This is a genomic window from Streptomyces sp. NRRL S-337 (assembly GCF_000720175.1).
GTDB lineage: Bacteria > Actinomycetota > Actinomycetes > Streptomycetales > Streptomycetaceae > Streptomyces > Streptomyces siderophoricus.
In genome coordinates this window covers 1-20,858 of record NZ_JOIX01000064.1, presented here as the reverse complement: position 1 = coordinate 20,858, position 20,858 = coordinate 1, and the positions used below count along the sequence as shown (strand labels likewise).

The 20,858-nt window shown below is 70.0% G+C and carries 20 protein-coding genes; all 20 read left to right on the top strand.

All coding sequences use genetic code 11. The features are described from left to right. Positions 1–15: 15 nt before the first annotated feature. The 20 genes from thrB to IG62_RS0131305 all read left to right on the top strand — a co-directional run bounded on the left by thrB (position 16) and on the right by IG62_RS0131305 (position 20,609). Positions 16–933 (top strand): homoserine kinase, encoded by a 918-nt coding sequence (gene thrB, locus IG62_RS0131400; RefSeq protein WP_030811036.1) that lies wholly within the window; start codon positions 16–18, stop codon positions 931–933. A gap of 375 nt (positions 934–1,308) precedes the next feature. Then, positions 1,309–3,354, top strand: a complete 2,046-nt coding sequence (rho, locus tag IG62_RS0131395; RefSeq protein ID WP_030811034.1) for a transcription termination factor Rho — start codon at positions 1,309–1,311, stop codon at positions 3,352–3,354. A gap of 424 nt (positions 3,355–3,778) precedes the next feature. Continuing rightward, entirely contained in the window at positions 3,779–4,906 is a 1,128-nt protein-coding gene (locus IG62_RS0131390) for an LCP family protein (protein WP_030811033.1), read from the top strand. 174 nt (positions 4,907–5,080) lie between these two features. Further along, positions 5,081–5,305: a 50S ribosomal protein L31 gene (gene rpmE, locus IG62_RS0131385; protein ID WP_030811030.1), complete on the top strand. Its 225-nt coding sequence runs from the start codon at positions 5,081–5,083 to the stop codon at positions 5,303–5,305. A 120-nt stretch (positions 5,306–5,425) separates the two neighbouring features. Further along, entirely contained in the window at positions 5,426–6,505 is a 1,080-nt protein-coding gene (prfA, locus tag IG62_RS0131380; protein WP_030811027.1) for a peptide chain release factor 1, read from the top strand. Positions 6,506–6,541: 36 nt separating this feature from the next. Continuing rightward, a complete protein-coding gene (gene prmC / locus IG62_RS0131375) occupies positions 6,542–7,387 on the top strand; it encodes a peptide chain release factor N(5)-glutamine methyltransferase (RefSeq protein WP_030414147.1) in 846 nt (281 codons plus the stop codon). Between the two features lie 52 nt (positions 7,388–7,439). Next, positions 7,440–8,087, top strand: a complete 648-nt coding sequence (locus IG62_RS0131370; RefSeq protein WP_030811023.1) for an L-threonylcarbamoyladenylate synthase — start codon at positions 7,440–7,442, stop codon at positions 8,085–8,087. Further along, positions 8,084–8,767, top strand: a complete 684-nt coding sequence (locus IG62_RS0131365) for a protein-tyrosine-phosphatase (RefSeq protein WP_399123429.1) — start codon at positions 8,084–8,086, stop codon at positions 8,765–8,767. The genes IG62_RS0131370 and IG62_RS0131365 overlap by 4 nt, the downstream gene beginning before the upstream one ends. Positions 8,768–8,897: 130 nt before the next feature. Continuing rightward, a complete protein-coding gene (glyA, locus tag IG62_RS0131360; RefSeq protein ID WP_030811019.1) occupies positions 8,898–10,298 on the top strand; it encodes a serine hydroxymethyltransferase in 1,401 nt (466 codons plus the stop codon). Between the two features lie 99 nt (positions 10,299–10,397). Next, positions 10,398–11,741 carry an MraY family glycosyltransferase gene (locus IG62_RS0131355; protein ID WP_030811011.1) on the top strand — a complete coding sequence of 448 codons (1,344 nt, stop codon included), beginning with the start codon at positions 10,398–10,400 and terminating at the stop codon, positions 11,739–11,741. A 289-nt stretch (positions 11,742–12,030) separates the two neighbouring features. Next, positions 12,031–12,468, top strand: coding sequence for a hypothetical protein (locus IG62_RS0131350; protein WP_030811005.1), 438 nt, complete (start codon positions 12,031–12,033; stop codon positions 12,466–12,468). A gap of 279 nt (positions 12,469–12,747) precedes the next feature. Continuing rightward, positions 12,748–13,542 (top strand): F0F1 ATP synthase subunit A, encoded by a 795-nt coding sequence (gene atpB, locus IG62_RS0131345; protein ID WP_030811002.1) that lies wholly within the window; start codon positions 12,748–12,750, stop codon positions 13,540–13,542. 77 nt (positions 13,543–13,619) lie between these two features. Beyond that, positions 13,620–13,886, top strand: coding sequence for an ATP synthase F0 subunit C (gene atpE, locus IG62_RS0131340; protein ID WP_030811000.1), 267 nt, complete (start codon positions 13,620–13,622; stop codon positions 13,884–13,886). A 38-nt stretch (positions 13,887–13,924) separates the two neighbouring features. Further along, complete coding sequence (locus IG62_RS0131335; protein ID WP_030810985.1) at positions 13,925–14,491, top strand: F0F1 ATP synthase subunit B; 567 nt, start codon at positions 13,925–13,927, stop codon at positions 14,489–14,491. Continuing rightward, positions 14,488–15,303, top strand: coding sequence for a F0F1 ATP synthase subunit delta (locus tag IG62_RS0131330; protein ID WP_030810981.1), 816 nt, complete (start codon positions 14,488–14,490; stop codon positions 15,301–15,303). The genes IG62_RS0131335 and IG62_RS0131330 overlap by 4 nt, the downstream gene beginning before the upstream one ends. A 210-nt stretch (positions 15,304–15,513) precedes the next feature. After that, positions 15,514–17,106, top strand: a complete 1,593-nt coding sequence (gene atpA / locus IG62_RS0131325; protein ID WP_030810978.1) for a F0F1 ATP synthase subunit alpha — start codon at positions 15,514–15,516, stop codon at positions 17,104–17,106. Between the two features lie 20 nt (positions 17,107–17,126). Beyond that, complete coding sequence (locus IG62_RS0131320) at positions 17,127–18,047, top strand: F0F1 ATP synthase subunit gamma (RefSeq protein WP_030810975.1); 921 nt, start codon at positions 17,127–17,129, stop codon at positions 18,045–18,047. A gap of 5 nt (positions 18,048–18,052) precedes the next feature. After that, positions 18,053–19,507: a F0F1 ATP synthase subunit beta gene (gene atpD / locus IG62_RS0131315; protein WP_030810972.1), complete on the top strand. Its 1,455-nt coding sequence runs from the start codon at positions 18,053–18,055 to the stop codon at positions 19,505–19,507. A 108-nt stretch (positions 19,508–19,615) separates the two neighbouring features. Then, entirely contained in the window at positions 19,616–19,999 is a 384-nt protein-coding gene (locus IG62_RS0131310) for a F0F1 ATP synthase subunit epsilon (protein ID WP_030414134.1), read from the top strand. A 166-nt stretch (positions 20,000–20,165) separates the two neighbouring features. Then, positions 20,166–20,609, top strand: a complete 444-nt coding sequence (locus IG62_RS0131305; protein ID WP_030414133.1) for a DUF2550 domain-containing protein — start codon at positions 20,166–20,168, stop codon at positions 20,607–20,609. The last annotated feature ends 249 nt before the right edge of the window (positions 20,610–20,858 follow it).

Sequence of the window (20,858 nt, the reverse complement as noted above, 5' to 3'; positions counted from 1 at the left end):
GAGAGTCATCGAGCGATGGCCGGTCCCGCGTTCCGCGCCGCCGCCGTCCGGGTGCGCACCCCCGCTACCAGCGCCAATCTCGGTCCCGGCTTCGATGCCCTGGGTCTTTCCCTGGGCCTGTACGACGATGTCGTGGTGCGCGTCGCCGACTCCGGGCTGCACATCGACATCGCAGGTGAGGGCGCCGACACCCTCCCGCGCGACGAGAGCCACCTGCTCGTCCGGTCGATGCGCACCGCCTTCGAGCTGCTCGGCGGACAGCCGCGCGGCCTGGAAATCGTCTGCGCCAACCGCATCCCGCACGGTCGCGGCCTGGGCTCCTCGTCGGCCGCCATCTGCGCCGGCATCGTCGCCGCCCGCGCCGTGACGATAGGCGGCGAGCAGAAGCTCGACGACACCGCGCTGCTGGAGCTGGCCACCGAGATCGAGGGCCACCCCGACAACGTCGCCGCCTGTCTGCTCGGCGGCTTCACGCTCGCCTGGATGGACACCGGCACCGCACGGGCGATCCGGATGGATCCCGCCGATTCCATCGTTCCGGTGGTCTTCGTGCCCGGGAAGCCGGTGCTCACCGAGACCGCCCGCGGACTGCTGCCGCGCACCGTCCCGCACGTGGACGCCGCGGCCAACGCCGGCCGCGCCGCACTGCTCGTCGAGGCCCTGACCAGGCGCCCCGAGCTGCTGCTCGCCGCGACCGAGGACCGACTTCACCAGGAATACCGTGCCCCGGCGATGCCGGAGAGCGTGGCCCTGGTGAACCGACTGCGCGCGGACGGCGTCCCCGCAGTCGTGTCCGGTGCGGGCCCCACGGTGCTCGCGCTGGTCGACGACGCGACGGCCGAGAAGGTCGCGGCCCTGGCGGGCGAGGGGTGGGCGGCGAACCGGCTGACCCTCGACGCGGCAGGGACCGGTGTACTGCCGCTCGCCGGGTGATCACGCAGCTGATCGACGATTGCCGGTCTTTGAGAGGGGGAATGTTTGTTGGATCCGGTAGTGTTAACCTCAAGTGAGTACGAGCCGCCGCTGTGGCGCTGTGCTTCGTGTCCCCCATCGGGACCACCTTTCTTCCGGGAGCCTCCCAAACTGCTTGGAGCAGTTGCCTGAAGCAGTAGCGAGCATGCTCCGGAATCGGCGTGACGACATGAGTCACTCTGCATCTCTTCGCGCCGGAATCATGAACTGATCTCTCCGCCACTTCCGGCGGGACCACCGCCCCGGCCCGGTCCGCGAGACCTGAGGACCCAGCCGGACAGCACAACCGGTCGCCGAGCCAGACAGGCCGACGCCCGCTCCAGGGAAGGACCCTTCGTGAGCGACACCACCGATCTGATGGGCGCGCGCACCGATGGCAGTGCCACCACGCCCGCCACGGACGCTCCCGCCGCGCCTGCCACCACCCGGCGCCGCCGTTCCGGCACCGGCCTTGAGGGCATGGTCCTGGCCGAGCTGCAGCAGGTGGCCTCCGGCCTCGGTATCAAGGGCACCGCGCGGATGCGCAAGAGCCAGCTGATCGAGGTCATCAAGGAGCGCCAGGCCCAAGGCTCGGGCACGGCGGCCAAGGCCGACACCGATGCCGAGGCCAAGCCCAAGCGCCGTACGACCTCCAAGGCCCGCACCGGCGAGGAGGCCGCCGAGCCGGCCGCCAAGGCCGACAAGACCGAGCGCGGCGCCAAGGACAAGGCGGACAAGGCCGGCGCCCAGCAGCAGATCGACATCCCCGGCCAGCCGGTCAGCGACGAGCAGCCGGCCGGTGAGCGGCGCCGCCGCCGGGCCACCGCCGCCGCGGGCAGCCCCGAGGCCGACGGCGGCCTCAAGACCGACACCAAGGTCGAGGCGAAGACCGACACCAAGACCGAGGCGCGCACCGACACCGCCACCGCCCCGCAGGAGACCGGCGAGGGCCGGCCCGCCAAGGGCGGCGAGCGCCAGGAGCGCGGCGACCGCCAGGACCGGGGCCAGAAGGGCGACCGCGGTGACCGCCGCCAGCGCGACCGCGGTGACCGCCGCAAGGGCGACGCCGGCGACGGCGGCCAGGGCGGCCAGCGCCAGGGCCAGGGCCAGGGCCGGGACCGGGACCGGGACCGCGACCGCCGGGACGACGACGACGACTTCGAGGGCGGCCGGCGCGGCCGTCGCGGCCGCTACCGCGACCGCCGTGGCCGCCGCGGTGGCCGCGAGGAGTTCGGCAACGAGCCGCAGATCGCCGAGGACGACGTCCTGATCCCGGTCGCGGGCATCCTGGACATCCTCGACAACTACGCGTTCATCCGGACCTCCGGCTACCTGCCCGGCCCGAACGACGTCTACGTCTCGCTCGCCCAGGTCCGCAAGAACGGCCTGCGCAAGGGCGACCACGTCACCGGCGCGGTCCGGCAGCCCAAGGACGGCGAGCGGCGCGAGAAGTTCAACGCGCTGGTCCGGCTCGACACCGTCAACAGCATGGCGCCCGAACAGGGCCGCGGGCGGCCGGACTTCGGCAAGCTGACGCCCCTTTACCCGCAGGAGCGGCTGCGCCTGGAGGGCGAGTCCGGTGCGCTGACGACCCGGATCATCGACCTGGTCTCGCCGATCGGCAAGGGCCAGCGCGGTCTGATCGTGGCCCCGCCGAAGACCGGCAAGACCATGATCATGCAGGCCATCGCCAACGCGATCACCCGCAACAACCCCGAGTGCCACCTGATGGTCGTCCTCGTCGACGAGCGTCCCGAAGAGGTCACCGACATGCAGCGGTCGGTCAAGGGCGAGGTCATCTCCTCGACCTTCGACCGCCCGGCCGAGGACCACACCACCGTCGCCGAACTCGCCATCGAGCGGGCCAAGCGCCTGGTGGAGCTGGGCCACGACGTCGTCGTCCTGCTGGACTCGATCACCCGTCTGGGCCGGGCGTACAACCTCGCCGCCCCGGCCTCGGGCCGCATCCTGTCCGGTGGTGTCGACTCCACCGCCCTCTACCCGCCGAAGAAGTTCTTCGGTGCGGCGCGCAACATCGAGGACGGCGGCTCGCTGACCATCCTGGCCACCGCGCTGGTCGAGACCGGCTCGCGGATGGACGAGGTGATCTTCGAGGAGTTCAAGGGCACCGGCAACATGGAGCTCAAGCTCGACCGGAAGCTCGCCGACAAGCGCATCTTCCCGGCGGTGGACGTGGACGCGTCCGGCACCCGTAAGGAAGAGATCCTGATGGGCAGCGACGAGCTGGCCATCGTCTGGAAGCTCCGTCGGGTGCTGCACGCCCTGGACCAGCAGCAGGCCATCGAGCTGCTGCTGGACAAGATGAAGCAGACGAAGTCCAACGCGGAGTTCCTGCTGCAGATCCAGAAGACGACGCCGACCGCGGGCAACGGCAACGACTGACGCCCCCGGAGCGCTCCGGCGCCGTCCGCACCGCCCCCCTCGCCCTCACGGGTGAGGGGGGCGTCGTGCTGAGCGGCCCGTACGTCCTGTGGCGGCGGCCCCCGGTACGGCTGCGCGCCCGGTGGCCCTGTGACCTGCGCCGCGCACCGGGAGCCGGCGAAGTGCCCCGATCTGAGACGTTCCGCACAGATCGCCGCCGGACGCAACGTTCCAGCCAGGCCGGAAACCGGGACGAAAGCCCAGGTGAGGACGGCGGAGCCGGCGCACGGCCGGACGCGGCCCGCGGCGATTTCTAAGAATCCGCTCATCACTTGCTGTGCAACCCTTCCCGTCAGCCTCCCGTCTGACAAGGCGCGACGGGCCGTGACAGCAGGCAGCACGGTGACGGCGAGGGGTAGCGACGGCGACAAGGACTGAGGAGCAGATGGCGGACAGCAGTGGGACCGTGCAGACGGCCGAAAGCCGTGCGCGCGGCATACGTGCCACGGGCCGCCGGCGCAAGGGCCCGACCCGGCGCCGCCGGGCACTCACCATCACGCTGTGCGCGCTGGTCAGCGTCGTACTGCTCGGTGGTGCCGGGCTCGGCTACGTCTACTTCAAGCTCAACGGCAATCTGAAGGGCGTCGACATCAACGCCGCCCTCGGCCACGACCGGCCCCAGAACGTCGACGACGGCTCGATGGACATCCTCGTGATGGGCTCCGACTCGCGGGCCGGCAAGAACGGCGAATACGGCAAGGACGAGGGCGGGGCGCGCTCGGACACCGCGATGGTCGTGCACGTCTTCAAGGGCCACAAGAAGGCCAGTGTCGTCAGCATCCCCCGGGACACCCTGATCAAGCGGCCCGACTGCACCACCAAGGACGGCAAGAACGTCCCCGGTGAACGGCGGGCGATGTTCAACACCGCCTTCGAGGTCGGCGGCCCGGCGTGCGCCGTCAAGACCGTCGAGTCGATCAGCGGGATCCGGATGGACCACTTCATCGAGGTCGACTTCACCGGCTTCAAGAAGCTCATCGACGCGCTGGGCGGCGTCGACATCACCACCACCAAGGCGATCGACGACCGCAACAGCCACCTGCACCTGAAGGCCGGCCACCACACGCTCGACGGCGAGCAGTCGCTCGGCCTGGTCCGCACCCGGCACGGCGTGCCCGGCGGCGACGGCAGCGACCTGGGCCGCATCCAGCTTCAGCAGACGTTCCTCAAGGCCCTGATGAACCAGGTCAAGAACGTCGGCGTGCTGACCAACCCCACCAAGCTCTACGACATCGCCGACACGGCCACCAAGGCCATCACCACCGACACCGACCTGAACTCGGTCAGCGAACTGACCGGCCTGGCCAAGAGCCTGGGCTCGATCGGGTCGGAGAACATCGACATGGTGACGCTGCCGGTGACGTACGACACCGCCAACCCGGACCGCGTGGTGCCGCTGACCCGAAAGGGCAAGCAGGTCTGGGACGCGCTGCGCAACGACCGGGACATCCCGAAGTCCGCGACCAAGGGCTCGGCCGGTGACACGGGCGGTACGAGCCGCTACGTGAAGTAGCCGCGGTACGCGGTTCCGGGGCCCGCGCGGCCCCGGAACCGGGCGGGGAATAGTTGCGCAGGTACCCCGGTTTTGGGAGATACGGCTAGTCCTGGCAGACTGGACCGTCGGCCCCGGTTCACGTGACGCAACCCGCGACACGACCCGGTGCACTCCCGAACCTAGGAGAATCCCTTGAAGCGCGACATCCACCCGGAGTACGTCGAGACCCAGGTCAGCTGCACCTGTGGCGCGTCCTTCACCACCCGCAGCACCGTTGCCGGCGGCAGCATCCGCGCCGACATCTGCTCCGAGTGCCACCCGTTCTACACCGGTAAGCAGAAGATCCTGGACACGGGCGGTCGTGTGGCCCGCTTCGAGGCCCGCTTCGGCAAGAGCGCCGGGTCCGCCAAGAAGTAGCGACCCACAAGGCGCCGGTCTCCGGTCGCCCCTGTCCAGGGGTGGCCGGACCGGCGCCTTTTTTGGCGGGGCACGGCCCCCGGGTAGAGACAGTCAGCCAGCCAGCAGAGGAACCCCACGATGTTCGAGGCGGTCGAAGAACTGATCGGTGAGCACGCCGATCTCGAAAAGCGGCTGGCCGACCCCGCGGTCCACGCCGACCAGCGCGAAGCCATGCGGCTCAACAAGCGCTACGCCGAGCTGACCCCGATCATCGCGACGTACCGCGACTGGAAGCGGACCGGCGAGGACATCGAGACCGCGCGCGAATTCGCCGCGGACGACCCGGACTTCGCCGACGAGGTCAAGGAGCTCGACGCCCGCCGCGAGGAGCTGACCGAGAAGCTGCGGCTGCTGCTCGTCCCGCGCGACCCCAGCGACGACAAGGACGTCATCCTGGAGGTCAAGGCCGGCGAGGGCGGCGAGGAGTCCGCGCTGTTCGCCGGCGACCTGCTGCGGATGTATCTGCGCTACGCCGAGCGGGTCGGCTGGAAGACCGAGATCCTCGACGCCAACGAGTCCGACCTCGGCGGCTACAAGGACGTCCAGGTTGCGGTGAAGACCAAGGGCGGCAACGGCGCGGTCGAGCCCGGCCAGGGCGTCTGGGCGCGGCTGAAGTACGAGGGCGGGGTGCACCGCGTCCAGCGCGTGCCCGCCACCGAGTCGCAGGGCCGGATCCACACCTCCGCGGCCGGCGTGCTGGTCACGCCCGAGGCCGAGGAGGTCGAGGTCGAGATCATCGCCAACGACCTGCGGATCGACGTCTACCGTTCGTCCGGGCCCGGCGGCCAGTCCGTCAACACCACCGACTCCGCGGTGCGCATCACCCACCTGCCCACCGGCATCGTCGTCTCCTGCCAGAACGAGAAGAGCCAGCTCCAGAACAAGGAGCAGGCGATGCGCATCCTGCGCTCCCGGCTGCTGGCCGCCGCCCAGGAGGAGGCCGAGCGCGAGGCGTCGGACGCCCGGCGCAGCCAGGTCCGCACGGTCGACCGCTCCGAGCGCATCCGCACGTACAACTTCCCTGAAAACCGCATTTCGGACCACCGCGTCGGCTTCAAGGCGTACAACTTGGACCAGGTGCTCGACGGCGAGCTCGACCCGGTCATCCAGGCGTGCGTCGACGCCGATTCGGCCGCCAAGCTCGCCGCCGCCCAGTAAGCCCGCTCGACCCGTCCGCACGGCTGGAGGACCCCCGTGAACCTGCTGCTCGCCGAGGTGGCCCAGGCCACCCAGCGGCTGGCCGACGCCGGCGTGCCCTCACCCCGCTTCGACGCCGAGGAGCTCGCCGCGCACGTGCACGGCGTCAAGCGGAGCCAGCTGCACGCGGTCCCCGACGCGGACTTCGACGCCCGCTACTGGGAGGCCGTCGCCCGCCGCGAGGCCCGTGAGCCGCTCCAGCACATCACCGGCCGGGCCTTCTTCCGCTACCTCGAACTCAGCGTCGGCCCCGGGGTGTTCGTGCCCCGGCCGGAGACCGAGTCGGTGGTCGGCTGGGCGATAGACGCCGTGCGGGCCATGGACGTCGTCGAGCCGCTCATCGTCGACCTGTGCACCGGCTCCGGGGCGATCGCACTTGCCCTGGCGCAGGAGGTGCCGCGCTCCCGGGTGCACGCCGTGGAGCTGTCCGAGGAGGCCCTGGCGTACGCCCGCAAGAACGTCGAGGGGTCCCGCGTCGTTCTCCATCACGGCGACGCGCTGACCGCGCTTCCCGAGCTGGACGGCCAGGTCGACCTGGTCGTCTCCAACCCGCCGTACATCCCGCTGACCGAGTGGGAGTACGTCGCACCCGAGGCACGCGACCACGACCCCGAGCTCGCGCTGTTCTCGGGCCAGGACGGCCTGGACACCATCCGCGGCATCGAGCGGACCGCACACCGGCTGCTGCGGCCCGGCGGCGTGGTCGTCATCGAGCACGCGGACACCCAGGGCGGGCAGGTGCCGTGGATCTTCACCGAGGAGCGGGGCTGGGCCGACGCGGCCGACCACCCCGACCTCAACAACAGGCCCCGTTTCGCCACCGCGCGCCGGGCGATGCCATGACGCCCACCGCCTTGATGAACCCCCCAACCGTTCGGCACCAGGAGGACCGCTAATGGCACGGCGATACGACTGCAGCGACGCGACCGACCGCGCGACCGGTCTGCGCGAGGCCGCCTCGGCCGTCCGCCGCGGTGAGCTGGTCGTGCTGCCGACCGACACCGTCTACGGCATCGGCGCGGACGCCTTCAGCGCGGAGGCCGTCGGCGACCTGCTGGAGGCCAAGGGCCGCGGCCGCGGCATGCCCTCCCCGGTCCTCGTCGGCTCGCCCAACACGCTGCACGGCCTGGTCACCGACTTCTCCGAGCTGGCCTGGGAGCTCGTCGACGCCTTCTGGCCCGGCGCGCTCACCCTCGTCGCCCGGCACCAGCCGTCGCTGACCTGGGACCTCGGCGAGACCCGCGGCACGGTCGCGGTCCGCATGCCGCTGCACCCGGTCGCGATCGAGCTGCTGACCGACGTCGGCCCGATGGCCGTCTCCAGCGCCAACCTCACCGGCCACCCCTCCCCGCAGGACTGCGACGCCGCACAGGAGATGCTGGGCGACGCGGTGTCCGTCTACCTCGACGGCGGCCCGACACCCGCCGCCGTGCCGTCCTCGATCGTCGACGTCACCGGCAAGATCCCGGTGCTGCTGCGCGAGGGCGCACTCGGCGCCGACGAGCTGCGCAAGGTGGTACCCGAGCTCAAGGTGGCCAATTGATGGCGCCCCTGGGGCGTGGCATAGCGGGACCAGGCGACGACACCGACCCCCCGGTACCCTCCCCGCCCCTTTTCCGGATCCTCCACGTCAGCACCGGCAACGTCTGCCGCTCGCCCATCACCGAGCGGCTGCACCGCCATGCCCTGGAGCGGCGGCTCGGCGGCGCCCACTGCGGCGGGCTGATCGTGGAGAGCGCCGGCACCTGGGGTCACGAGGGCGCCCCGATGGAGGCGCACGCGGCCACCGTGCTCACCGACTACGGCGCGGACCCGGCCGGCTTCATCGGCCGGGAACTCCTCGACGAGCACGTCATCCGCGCCGACCTGGTCCTGACCGCGACCCGCGACCACCGCGCGCAGGTCATCTCGATGGGCCACTCCGCGGGGCTGCGCACCTTCACCCTCAAGGAGTTCAACCGGCTGGTGCGGGCCATAGACCCCGCCACGCTGCCCGAACCGGACCCGGACCTGCCGGACGGCGGGCTGGTCGAGCGGGCCCGCGCGCTGGTCGGCGCGGCCGCCGCGCTGCGCGGCTGGCTGCTCGCGCCCAACCCGGAGTCCGACGAGGTCTACGACCCCTACGGCGCCCCCATCACGTTCTTCCGCTCCATCGGCGACGAGATCAACCAGGCCCTCGACCCGGTCGTCACCGCCCTCACCGGGGTGCCCGCCCGGGCCTGACCCGGTGCCGCTCCGGCGGGCCGTGGCGGGCCGCGGGGCCGGCCGTGCCCCCGGGCGGCCCGCACACCGCGCCCGATCGGGCCGCCGCGCCTACATTGGGACTACGTCCCGACGAGGCCCGGAGCACGCCATGCCCGCCACCACCGCGTCACCCCGCAGCGAGACCCCGGCCGGCCGCGCCCCGGCCGCCGAGACCGGCGGCGAGACCGCCGGCACCGCTGCCGGCACCGCCGACGAGACGCTCCAGGACCGGGCCCGGGCCGCCGCCCGCGAAGGGGTCACGCACCCCGCCGGTGCCCCGGACTTCGGCGCACTGCTGCGACAGGACCCGGAGATCGCCGGCGTCCTGCTCGGCGAGAGCGCCCGGCAGAGCGACGGACTGCAGCTCATCGCCGCCGAGAACTTCACCTCACCGGCCGTCCTGGCGGCCCTCGGCTCCCCGCTGGGCAACAAGTACGCCGAGGGCTACCCCGGCGCGCGGCACCACGGCGGCTGCGAGATCGTCGACCTCGCCGAGCGGATCGCCGTGGAGCGCGCCAAGGCCCTTTTCGGCGCCGAACACGCCAACGTCCAGGCCCACTCCGGGTCTTCGGCCGTTCTGGCCGCCTACGCCGCCCTGCTGCGCCCCGGAGACACCGTCCTGGCCATGTCCCTGCCGCACGGCGGACACCTCACCCACGGATCGCCCGCCAACTTCTCCGGCCGCTGGTTCGACTTCGTCGGTTACGGCGTCGACGAGGAGACCGGGCTGCTGGACTACGACGCGATCCGCGAGCTGGCCCGGGCCCGCCGCCCCAAGGCGATCGTCTGCGGCTCGATCTCCTACCCCCGGCACCTCGACTACGCCGCCTTCCGCGACATCGCCGACGAGACCGGCGCGTATCTGATCGCCGACGTCGCGCACCCGATGGGGCTGATCGCCGGGGGAGTGGCGCCGAGCCCCGTGCCGTACGCGCACGTGGTCTGCGGCACCACCCACAAGGTGCTGCGCGGGCCGCGCGGCGGGATGCTGCTGTGCGGCGCCAAACTGGCCGAGCGGATCGACCGTGCGGTGTTCCCCTTCACCCAGGGGGGCGCACAGATGAACGCGGTCGCCGCCAAGGCCGTCGCCTTCGCGGAGGCCGCCGGTCCGGACTTCGCCGCGTATGCCCGTCAGGTCGTCGCCAATGCCCGGGCGCTGGCCGCGGCGCTCGCGGACCAGGGCCTGACGATCACCACCGGCGGCACCGACACCCATCTGATCACCGCCGACCCCACGCCGCTGGGCCTGGACGCCCGGACCGCCCGGGGCCGGCTGGCGGCCGCCGGGATCGTGCTGGACACCTGCGCGCTGCCGTGCGCGGAGGGCGACGCGGCCCGCCGTACGGGGCTGCGGCTGGGCACCGCCGCGGTCACCACCCAGGGGATGGCCGAAGCGGAGATGACGCAGGTCGCGGCGCTGATCGCGGCGGCGCTGCGGGAGGACGGCACGGCCCGTGGGGAGACCGTCGCATTGGTCCACCGTTTTCCGCCTTATCCCGCACACGGGTGACGGCCGGAACCGCGCGCTGACACCAGGCGTCTTCTCCTGTATTCACGGCCAGGGGGTGGACCCGCATAGGGTGTGGGGCTGTGATGGCCAGCTATACCTCTGGGGCAGCCCGTGCGTGAATACCTGCTGACGCTGTGCGTCACGGCCGCGATCACCTATCTGCTGACCGGGCCGGTGCGGAAATTCGCGATCGCGGCCGGTGCGATGCCGGAGATCCGCGCGCGTGACGTGCATCGCGAGCCGACACCGCGGCTCGGCGGCATCGCCATGTTCGGCGGGCTGTGCGCCGGTCTGCTGGTCGCCTCGCACCTGACCAACCTCAAGAGCGTCTTCGAGAACTCCGACGAGCCGCGGGCGCTGCTGTCAGGCGCCGCGCTGATCTGGATCCTCGGCGTGCTCGACGACAAGTGGGGCGTGGACGCGCTGGTCAAGCTGGGCGGCCAGATGATCGCCGCGGGCGTGATGGTGCTGCAGGGCCTGACGATCCTGTGGATCCCGATCCCGGGCGTCGGCACGGTCTCGCTCACGCCGATGCAGGGCACGCTGCTGACCGTCGCCCTGGTGGTGATCACCATCAACGCGGTGAACTTCGTCGACGGCCTGGACGGGCTGGCCTCCGGCATGGTGTGCATCGCCGCAGCGGCGTTCTTCATGTACGCGTACCGGATGTGGTTCGGCTACGGCATCGAGGCCGCCGCGCCCGCAACGCTGTTCTCGGTCGTCCTGATGGGCATGTGCCTGGGCTTCCTGCCGCACAACATGCACCCGGCGCGGATCTTCATGGGCGACTCCGGGTCGATGCTGATCGGCCTGGTGATGGCGGCCGGCGCGGTGTCGGTGACCGGCCAGGTCGACCCGGACCTGCTCAACCAGAAGGCGGGCGGTCTGCGCGAGGCCACCCACGCGATGGTGCCGGTCTACATCCCGCTGCTGCTGCCGCTGACCGTCATCGCGGTGCCGGTCGCCGACCTGATCCTGGCCATCGTGCGGCGCACCTGGAAGGGACAGTCGCCGTTCGCCGCGGACCGCGGGCACCTGCACCACCGGCTGCTGGAGATCGGCCACTCGCACAGCCGCGCGGTGCTGATCATGTACTTCTGGTCGGCGCTGATCGCGTTCGGCGCGGTGGCCTACTCGGCGAACAACGCCAGCATGTGGATCGTGCTGGGCATCGTGCTGCTCAGCGCGGTGGGCCTGGTGCTGCTCCTGCTGCCGCGCTTCACGCCGCGGGCGCCGCGCTGGGCGGAGCGGATGGTGCCGCCGCGCTACCGCAGGGTGGTCCGTACGGTGCTGGCGCCGGCGGGCGACGGCGTGGGCGAGGGAGCGGCCGACGGAGCGCCGGCGGAGCAGCCGGAGCCGGTCCCGGCGGGGATCAACGGGGCCACCGCGATCGGCGACCGGTCACGCTTCGTGGACCGCCGGAAGGCCGGTAGTCACCGCTGATCCCGAGGCGAGATCGCTCGAACGGGCACCGAAAACCGGGACGGTTGACCCCATACCAGACAAAAAACCGGCTGTCAGTGCACCAACGCGCAGGTTCACGCTCAGGTGTGACAGGGTCCACACGAACCAGGTAAAGACCTCATCAAATAGTTTGTGATACCGTTCACGAAACCCGGCGACAGAGCCGAAGGGCCGTAGTGCGACGGTCCTTTGGCCTCAGGTTCCGCCTCAGGCCGGGTCTACGCTCGTCCCTGACGAACACACCCCCACCCCATGCCGGAGCGCCGCCATGCAGTCGAATGACGCCCGACTACTCCTTCACGCCGTTGTGCCCACGCTCGCCGCCGGCGTCGTCGCCGTTGCCGTGAGCGCGGTGGTCGCAGGCGCGACGGGAGCGATCGGTGCTGTCGTCGGCACCGTGCTGGTGCTGCTCGTCATGGGCGCGGGCCTGGTGGTCCTGCAGAAAACCGCGAAGAACCTGCCGCAGCTGTTCCAGATGATGGGGCTGCTGCTTTACACGACGCAGATCCTGTTCGTGCTCGTCTTCCTGATCGCCTTCAAGGACACAACGCTCTTTGACACAAAGGCGTTTGCGTTCACCCTGCTCGGCACCACCCTCGTATGGATCGCAGCGCAGACCCGCGGTCATATGAAGGCAAAGATTCTGTACGTGGATCCCGACTCCGCCGAGCACAAGAAGGCGGAGACGGCGGGGTCGCCGACGTGACACGTAGGGCCGAGATAAATGGCCTCATGCGGGCCTGCTATCGTCCGGTGCCAACTGCGGCACAGTTGGCGCAGGCGGCTGAGCTCCCGAGTCCTGCGGGACGGAACGGGAAGTTCTCGCGGCCGATGCCTGCGATACGGCCCGGCCCAGCGCCGGCCAGCCGCCCCCTAATCCGTAAGACCAGTCCAGTGCCGCTCCGTGGCTCAACGCCGCGCCGACACAACGAGGTTGCCGTACCCATGCGCCACGCTGAAGGAGCTCGCGGTGAGTGCTGAAACGATGCTCGCCTTCGAGACCGACTGCCACATCTTTTCCGGGTGCGGCTTTGATGCTCCCGGGCTTCATAACTTCGTCTTCAAGCCGCTCTTCACCGTCGGTGGCTTCGAGTTCAACAAGCCGATGCTGCTGGCGCTGCTCAGCACGGGCGTCGTCGTCTGGTTCTTCTGGGCCGCATTCGGCCGGGCCAAGGTTGTTCCCGGAAAGCTGCAGATGATCGGCGAGGCGGGCTACGACTTCGTGCGCCGTGGGCTCGTCTATGACGCGCTGGGGAAGAAGGAGGGCGAGAAATACGTCCCCTTCATGGTCTCGCTGTTCTTCTTCGTGTGGATCATGAACCTCTGGTCGATCATTCCGGTCGCCTCGTTCCCGGTCACCTCGATCATCGCGTTCCCCGCGGGCCTCGCCCTGATGGTCTACGTCCTGTGGGTCTTCCTCACCTTCAAGAAGCACGGCTTCGTCGGTGCCTGGAAGAACATCACCGGCTACGACAAGTCCCTCGGCTGGGTCCTGCCGCTGCTGATGGTCATCGAGTTCTTCTCGAACCTGATCATCCGCCCCTTCACTCACGCGGTCCGGCTCTTCGCCAACATGTTCGCCGGGCACCTGCTGATCCTGATGTTCACCGTCGCCAGCTGGTACCTGCTGAACGGCATTGGCTTCGTCTACGCCGGGGCCTCGTTCGTCATGACCATCGTGATGACGGCCTTCGAGCTCTTCATTCAGGCCGTCCAGGCGTACGTCTTCGTCCTCCTGGCCTGTAACTACGTTCAGGGCGCGCTCGCCGAGCACCACTGAGCACTCCCGCCTCCCAGCCCAACAGCTGTCCGGTGGCCAACCCCCACCGGTACGTGAAATGAGAAGGAAGTAACGGCATGTCCGCTGCTCTCGAACTGGTCAACCTCGCCGCCGCCGGTGACACCGCCAAGTCCGCCCTGGTCGGCAACATCGCGTCGGTCGGTTACGGTCTGGCCGCCATCGGCCCCGGCGTCGGCGTCGGCATCATCTTCGGTAACGGCACCCAGGCCCTGGCCCGCCAGCCCGAGGCCGCCGGCCTGATCCGCACCAACCAGATCATGGGTTTCGCCTTCTGTGAGGCGCTCGCCCTGATCGGCATCGTCATGGGCTTCGTTTACAAGTAAACGAAACCCCCGACACCCATTAGACGGAAGGCACTGATGTGAACGCCCTGGCCAACATGGCGGCGGAGGTTCCCGAGAACCCCCTGATCCCGCCGATTCCAGAGCTGGTCATCGGCCTGATCGCTTTCTTCATCGTCTTCGGCATCCTCGCCAAGAAGCTCCTCCCGAACATCAACAGGGTTCTGGACGAGCGCCGGAAGCAGATCGAAGGCCGGATGGAGGAAGCCGAGGCGCTTCAGGCCGAGGCCCAGCAGGTGCTCGCGGACTACCGGGCACAGCTGGCCGACGCCCGCCACGAGGCCGCGCGTCTGCGCCAGGAGGCGCAGGAGCAGGGCGCGACCCTCATCGCGGAGATGCGCGCCGAAGGCCAGCGGCAGCGTGAGGAGATCATCGCTGCCGGTCACGCCCAGATCGAGGCGGACCGCAACCAGGCCGCGCAGTCGCTGCGTCAGGACGTGGGCAAGCTCGCCACCGACCTGGCCGGCAAGCTCGTCGGCGAGTCCCTCGAGGACCACGCCCGGCAGAGCCGGACCATCGACCGCTTCCTCGACGAGCTCGAGGACAAGGCGGCATCGGACGCGACGAAGGCTGAGGCCGGCCGATGAACGGAGCGAGCCGCGAGGCACTCGCCTCCGCACGCGAGCAGCTCGACGCGCTGACGGACAACACTGCCGTCGACGCCGCGAAGCTCGCCGAGGAGCTGGCTGCCGTCACCGCTCTGCTCGACCGCGAGGTGTCGCTGCGTCGGGTCCTCACCGACCCGGCGCAGGCCGGCGAGGCCCGGGCCGACCTGGCCGGACGGCTGCTCGGCAGCCGGATCGGCGGCCCGGCCGCCGACCTGGTGACCGGCATGGTCCGCGCCCGCTGGTCGCGCTCGCGTGACCTGGCGCACGCGCTCGAGGAGCTGGCCTACAGCGCCGACCTCGCCGCCGCCCAGCGGGCCGGTGCCCTCGACGACGTCGAGGACGAGCTGTTCCGGTTCGGCCGGATCGTCAGCGCCAACCCTGAGCTGCGCCGTGCGCTGACCGACCGGAACGCGGCGGTGTCGGCCAAGACGGAGCTGCTGCGTTCGCTGCTGGGCGGCCGGGCCAACCCGGTCACCGAGCGGATCGTGATCCGTCTTGTCGTACAGCCGCGGGGCCGTAGCCTGGAAGCGGGGCTCGACGCCCTCTCCAAGCTGGCGGCGCACCGCCGGGACCGGGTGGTCGCGGTGGTCACCTCCGCGGTGCCCCTCAGCGACGGACAGCGGGAGCGGCTGAGCGCCTCCCTGACCGCGCTGTACGGACGGCAGATCCACCTGAACCTCGACGTGGACCCCGAGGTCCTCGGCGGCGTCCAGGTACGGATCGGCGACGAGGTCATCAACGGGACCATCGCGGAGCGCCTCGACGAGGCGACCCGGCGGATGGCCGGCTGACCCAGCCACCAACTCAAGAGCTGCACAACCGGCGGCCAGGCGCCGGACCAGCCGGCCGGACCGAGAGGTCCGGCTGCGGTCCGGAAGAAGCCCCGGGGACCAGCACAAGCATGACGGCGGCCCGAGTTGGGCCGTAAGCGGAAAGCCCCTGGGGGCCACCCCAGACCCCGCAAGTAACTTCGGGCCCAACAAGGAGAGCAGGGAACCCAGATGGCGGAGCTCACGATCCGGCCGGAGGAGATCCGGGACGCGCTGGAGAACTTCGTCCAGGCGTACAAGCCGGACGCGGCCTCGCGCGAGGAGGTCGGCACGGTAAGCGAGGCCGGTGACGGCATCGCGAAGGTCGAGGGCCTTCCCTCGGCGATGGCGAACGAGCTGCTGAAGTTCGAGGACGGCACGCTCGGTCTTGCGCTGAACCTGGAAGAGCGCGAGATCGGTGCGGTCATCCTCGGTGAGTTCAGCGGCATCGAGCAGGGCCAGCCGGTGCAGCGCACCGGTGAGGTGCTCTCGGTCGCCGTGGGCGAGGGCTACCTCGGCCGCGTCGTCGACCCGCTGGGCAACCCGATCGACGGCCTCGGCGAGATCGCGTCCGAGGGTCGCCGTGCCCTGGAGCTGCAGGCTCCGGGCGTCATGGTGCGTAAGTCGGTGCACGAGCCGATGGAGACCGGCTACAAGGCCGTCGACTCGATGGTGCCGATCGGCCGCGGCCAGCGTCAGCTGATCATCGGTGACCGCCAGACCGGCAAGACCGCCCTGGCCGTCGACACGATCATCAACCAGCGCGACAACTGGCGCACCGGCGACCCGAAGAAGCAGGTCCGCTGCATCTACGTCGCCATCGGCCAGAAGGGCTCCACCATCGCGTCCGTGCGCGGTGCGCTGGAGGAGGCCGGCGCCCTGGAGTACACCACCATCGTCGCCGCCCCGGCGTCCGACCCGGCGGGCTTCAAGTACCTGGCGCCCTACACCGGCTCGGCCATCGGCCAGCACTGGATGTACCAGGGCAAGCACGTCCTGATCATCTTCGACGACCTCTCGAAGCAGGCCGACGCCTACCGCGCCGTGTCCCTGCTGCTGCGCCGTCCGCCGGGCCGTGAGGCCTACCCGGGCGACGTCTTCTACCTGCACTCGCGTCTGCTGGAGCGCTGCGCCAAGCTCTCCGACGACATGGGCGCCGGCTCGATGACCGGTCTCCCGATCGTCGAGACCAAGGCGAACGACGTGTCGGCGTTCATCCCGACCAACGTCATCTCCATCACCGACGGCCAGTGCTTCCTGGAGTCGGACCTGTTCAACGCGGGCCAGCGCCCGGCGCTGAACGTCGGTATCTCCGTCTCCCGTGTCGGTGGCTCGGCCCAGCACAAGGCCATGCGCCAGGTCTCCGGCCGGCTGCGTGTGGACCTCGCCCAGTACCGCGAGCTGGAGGCGTTCGCCGCCTTCGGTTCCGACCTGGACGCGGCCTCCAAGGCGCAGCTGGAGCGTGGTAAGCGGATGACCGAGCTGCTCAAGCAGCCGCAGTACTCCCCGTACGCCACCGAGGACCAGGTCGTCTCCATCTGGGCCGGCACCAACGGCAAGATGGACGACGTCCCGGTCGAGGACATCCGCCGCTTCGAGCGGGAGCTCCTCGACCACCTCCACCGGGAGAAGAAGGACCTGCTGACCAGCATCCGCGAGGGCGCCAAGATGTCCGACGACACCATCGGAGCGATCTCCGACGCCGTCGACGGCTTCAAGCGGCAGTTCGAGACCTCGGACGGCAAGCTGCTCGGCGAGGACGCCCCGGCCGGCACCGCCAAGTGACGACGGAAGGGACCTGATCCATGGGAGCCAAGCTCCGGGTCTACAAGCGTCGCATCCGCTCCGTCACCGCGACCAAGAAGATCACCAAGGCGATGGAGATGATCGCCGCCTCGCGCGTCGTCAAGGCGCAGCGCCAGGTGGCGGCATCGACGCCGTACGCGAGTGAACTGACCCGCGCGGTGACGGCGGTTGCCACGGGCTCGAACACCCAGCACCCGCTGACGACGGAGGTGGAGAAGCCCTCACGGGCCGCGCTGCTGCTCATCACGAGCGACCGCGGTCTGGCCGGCGGCTACTCCTCCAACGTCATCAAGGCCGCGGAGCAGCTCACCGAGCGGCTCAAGGCCGAGGGCAAGGAGGTCGACGCCTACATCGTCGGCCGCAAGGGTGTGTCGTACTACAGCTTCCGCGAGCGCAAGGTCGTGGAGTCGTGGACCGGCTTCACCGACAACCCGACGTACGCGGACGCCAAGGCGATCGCCGCCCCGCTGATCGACGCTGTCCAGCAGGACACCGCCGAAGGCGGCGTGGACGAACTCCACATCGTCACCACCGAGTTCATCTCGATGATGACGCAGACGGCGATCGACGACCGGCTGCTGCCGCTGTCCCTGGACAAGGCCGCCGAGGAGTCGGCGGAGGCGTCCAAGGGCGAGATCCTTCCGCTCTTCGACTTCGAGCCGTCGGCCGAGGACGTCCTCGACGCCCTGCTTCCGCGGTACGTCGAGTCGCGGATCTACAACGCGCTCCTGCAGGCCGCCGCCTCCAAGCACGCCGCCACGCGTCGTGCGATGAAGTCGGCGACCGACAACGCAGAAGACCTCATCAAGTCGCTCTCGCGGCTTGCCAACGCGGCCCGACAGGCCGAAATCACCCAGGAAATCAGCGAGATCGTCGGTGGCGCGAGCGCACTGGCCGACGCGACCGCGGGGAGTGACTGACAACTATGACCACCACTGTTGAGCCGACCGCCGCGGCTGGCGTGGCCGCTGGCCGCGTCGCGCGGGTCATCGGCCCGGTCGTCGACGTGGAGTTCCCCGTCGACGCGATGCCGGAAATCTACAACGCGCTGACCGTCGAGGTCGCCGACCCGGCCGAGGCCGGTGTCCTGAAGACCCTGACCCTTGAGGTCGCCCAGCACCTGGGCGAGGGCCTGGTCCGTGCCATCTCCATGCAGCCCACCGACGGTCTGGTCCGCCAGGCCCCGGTGACCGACACCGGCGCGGGCATCACCGTGCCCGTCGGTGACATCACCAAGGGCAAGGTCTTCAACACCCTCGGTGAGATCCTGAACGTGGACCCGTCCACGGTCGAGGTCACCGAGCGCTGGCCGATCCACCGCAAGGCCCCGTCCTTCGACCAGCTCGAGTCCAAGACCGAGATGTTCGAGACCGGCGTCAAGGTCATCGACCTGCTGACCCCGTACGTCAAGGGCGGCAAGATCGGTCTGTTCGGTGGTGCCGGTGTCGGCAAGACCGTTCTGATCCAGGAAATGATCTACCGCGTGGCCAACAACCACGACGGTGTGTCGGTGTTCGCCGGTGTCGGCGAGCGCACCCGTGAGGGCAACGACCTGATCGAGGAGATGACGGACTCCGGCGTCATCGACAAGACCGCGCTGGTCTTCGGCCAGATGGACGAGCCGCCGGGCACCCGTCTGCGGGTCGCCCTGGCCGGTCTGACCATGGCGGAGTACTTCCGCGATGTGCAGAAGCAGGACGTGCTCTTCTTCATCGACAACATCTTCCGCTACACCCAGGCGGGTTCCGAGGTCTCCACGCTGCTCGGCCGTATGCCGTCCGCGGTGGGTTACCAGCCGAACCTGGCGGACGAGATGGGTCTGCTGCAGGAGCGCATCACCTCGACCCGTGGTCACTCGATCACCTCGATGCAGGCGATCTACGTCCCCGCGGACGACCTGACCGACCCGGCGCCGGCCACCACCTTCGCTCACCTGGACGCGACCACCGTTCTGTCGCGCCCGATCTCGGAGAAGGGCATCTACCCGGCGGTCGACCCGCTGGACTCGACGTCCCGGATCCTGGACCCCCGCTACATCACGCAGGAGCACTACGACTGCGCGTCGCGCGTCAAGACGATCCTGCAGAAGTACAAGGACCTCCAGGACATCATCGCGATTCTGGGTATCGACGAGCTCGGCGAGGAGGACAAGCTCACCGTCCACCGCGCCCGTCGTATCGAGCGGTTCCTGTCGCAGAACACCCACGTGGCGAAGCAGTTCACCGGCGTGGACGGTTCGGACGTGCCGCTGGACGAGTCGATCGCCGCGTTCAACCAGATCGCGGACGGCGACTACGACCACTTCCCCGAGCAGGCCTTCTTCATGTGCGGCGGTCTCGAGGACCTGAAGAAGAACGCCAAGGAGCTGGGCGTCTCCTGACCCCCGTACCGGTTCCGGGGGCGGCCCTGGCCGCCCCCGGTCCGTACGACCACTAGTATTTGACCCAACATCTGCCACACCAGGCAGGTGGAGACCCGAGGAGCCATCGTGGCTGAGCTGCACGTCGAGTTGGTCGCCGCCGACCGTCAGGTCTGGTCCGGCAAGGCCAGCCTGGTCGTCGCGCGCACCTCGTCGGGCGACATCGGCGTCATGCCCGGACACCAGCCGCTGCTCGGCGTGCTGCAGTCGGGCCCGGTGACGATTCGTACGACCGGCGAGAGCGGGGACGGCACCGTCGTCGCCGCCGTGCACGGCGGCTTCATCTCGTTCGCCGACAACAAGCTGTCCCTGCTCGCAGAGGTGGCCGAGCTGTCGGACGAGATCGATGTCCAGCGCGCGGAGCGGGCCCTGGAGCGAGCGAAGTCGGAGGCCGACGCGGCCGCCGAGCGTCGCGCCGATGTCCGGCTGCGTGCGGTGACGGGCGTTCACTGAGCCCCGTCACCGACGAGATCGATCCTCAGCCGCGGGCTGCCCGGAATTCTCCGGAGCGGCCCGCGGCTGAGGCAATGCAGGTGCGTTTCCTCCCCCGCAAGCGGGAGGTACCCCCACCCCCGGGTTACGTCCGGGGGGACCCAACGAGGCGAGGAGGTCGGTCGAGATGGTCCTCGCTCTGCTTGTGAGCGGCGCGGTCGTGGTGCTGGTGCTGCTGGGGCTGTTCGTCTTCGGACTGAGGCGGCGGCTCATCCAGCGGTCCGGCGGCACCTTCGACTGCAGTCTGCGCTGGAACGTGCCGGAGAACGAGCCCAGTGGCAAGGGCTGGATCTACGGCGTGGCGCGCTACAACGGCGACCGGATCGAGTGGTTCCGGGTCTTCTCGTACGCGCCCCGGCCCCGCCGCCTGCTGGAGCGCTCCGCCATCGAGGTGCTGGAGCGCCGCACCCCGCAGGGTGAGGAGGAACTCGCCCTGCTCTCCGACTCCATCGTGCTGGCCTGCCGGCACCGTGGCACCCGCCTGGAACTGGCCATGAGCGAGGACGCGCTCACGGGTTTCCTGGCCTGGCTGGAGGCGGCCCCGCCGGGGCAACGGGTCAATGTGGCCTGAGCAGGGCGTTCTCGTCGGGTGGGGGTGCCCCCGGACGGAGTCTGGGGGAGCGTCAATGTGGCCTGTGGCCTGTGGGCTGTGGGCTGATGCGGGTGCCCGTGGCTTGACGGCTCATGCGCGCGCCGGCGCCCGTGCGGGGCCGGCACCCCGTCCCCTAGTACTGCAACCGCATGTGGGGGTTGTGGCCTCGGCGTTGGTAGTGGCAGTGGCGGGCTCGGGCTTGGCTGCGTCTGCGGAAGTGTGACCAGT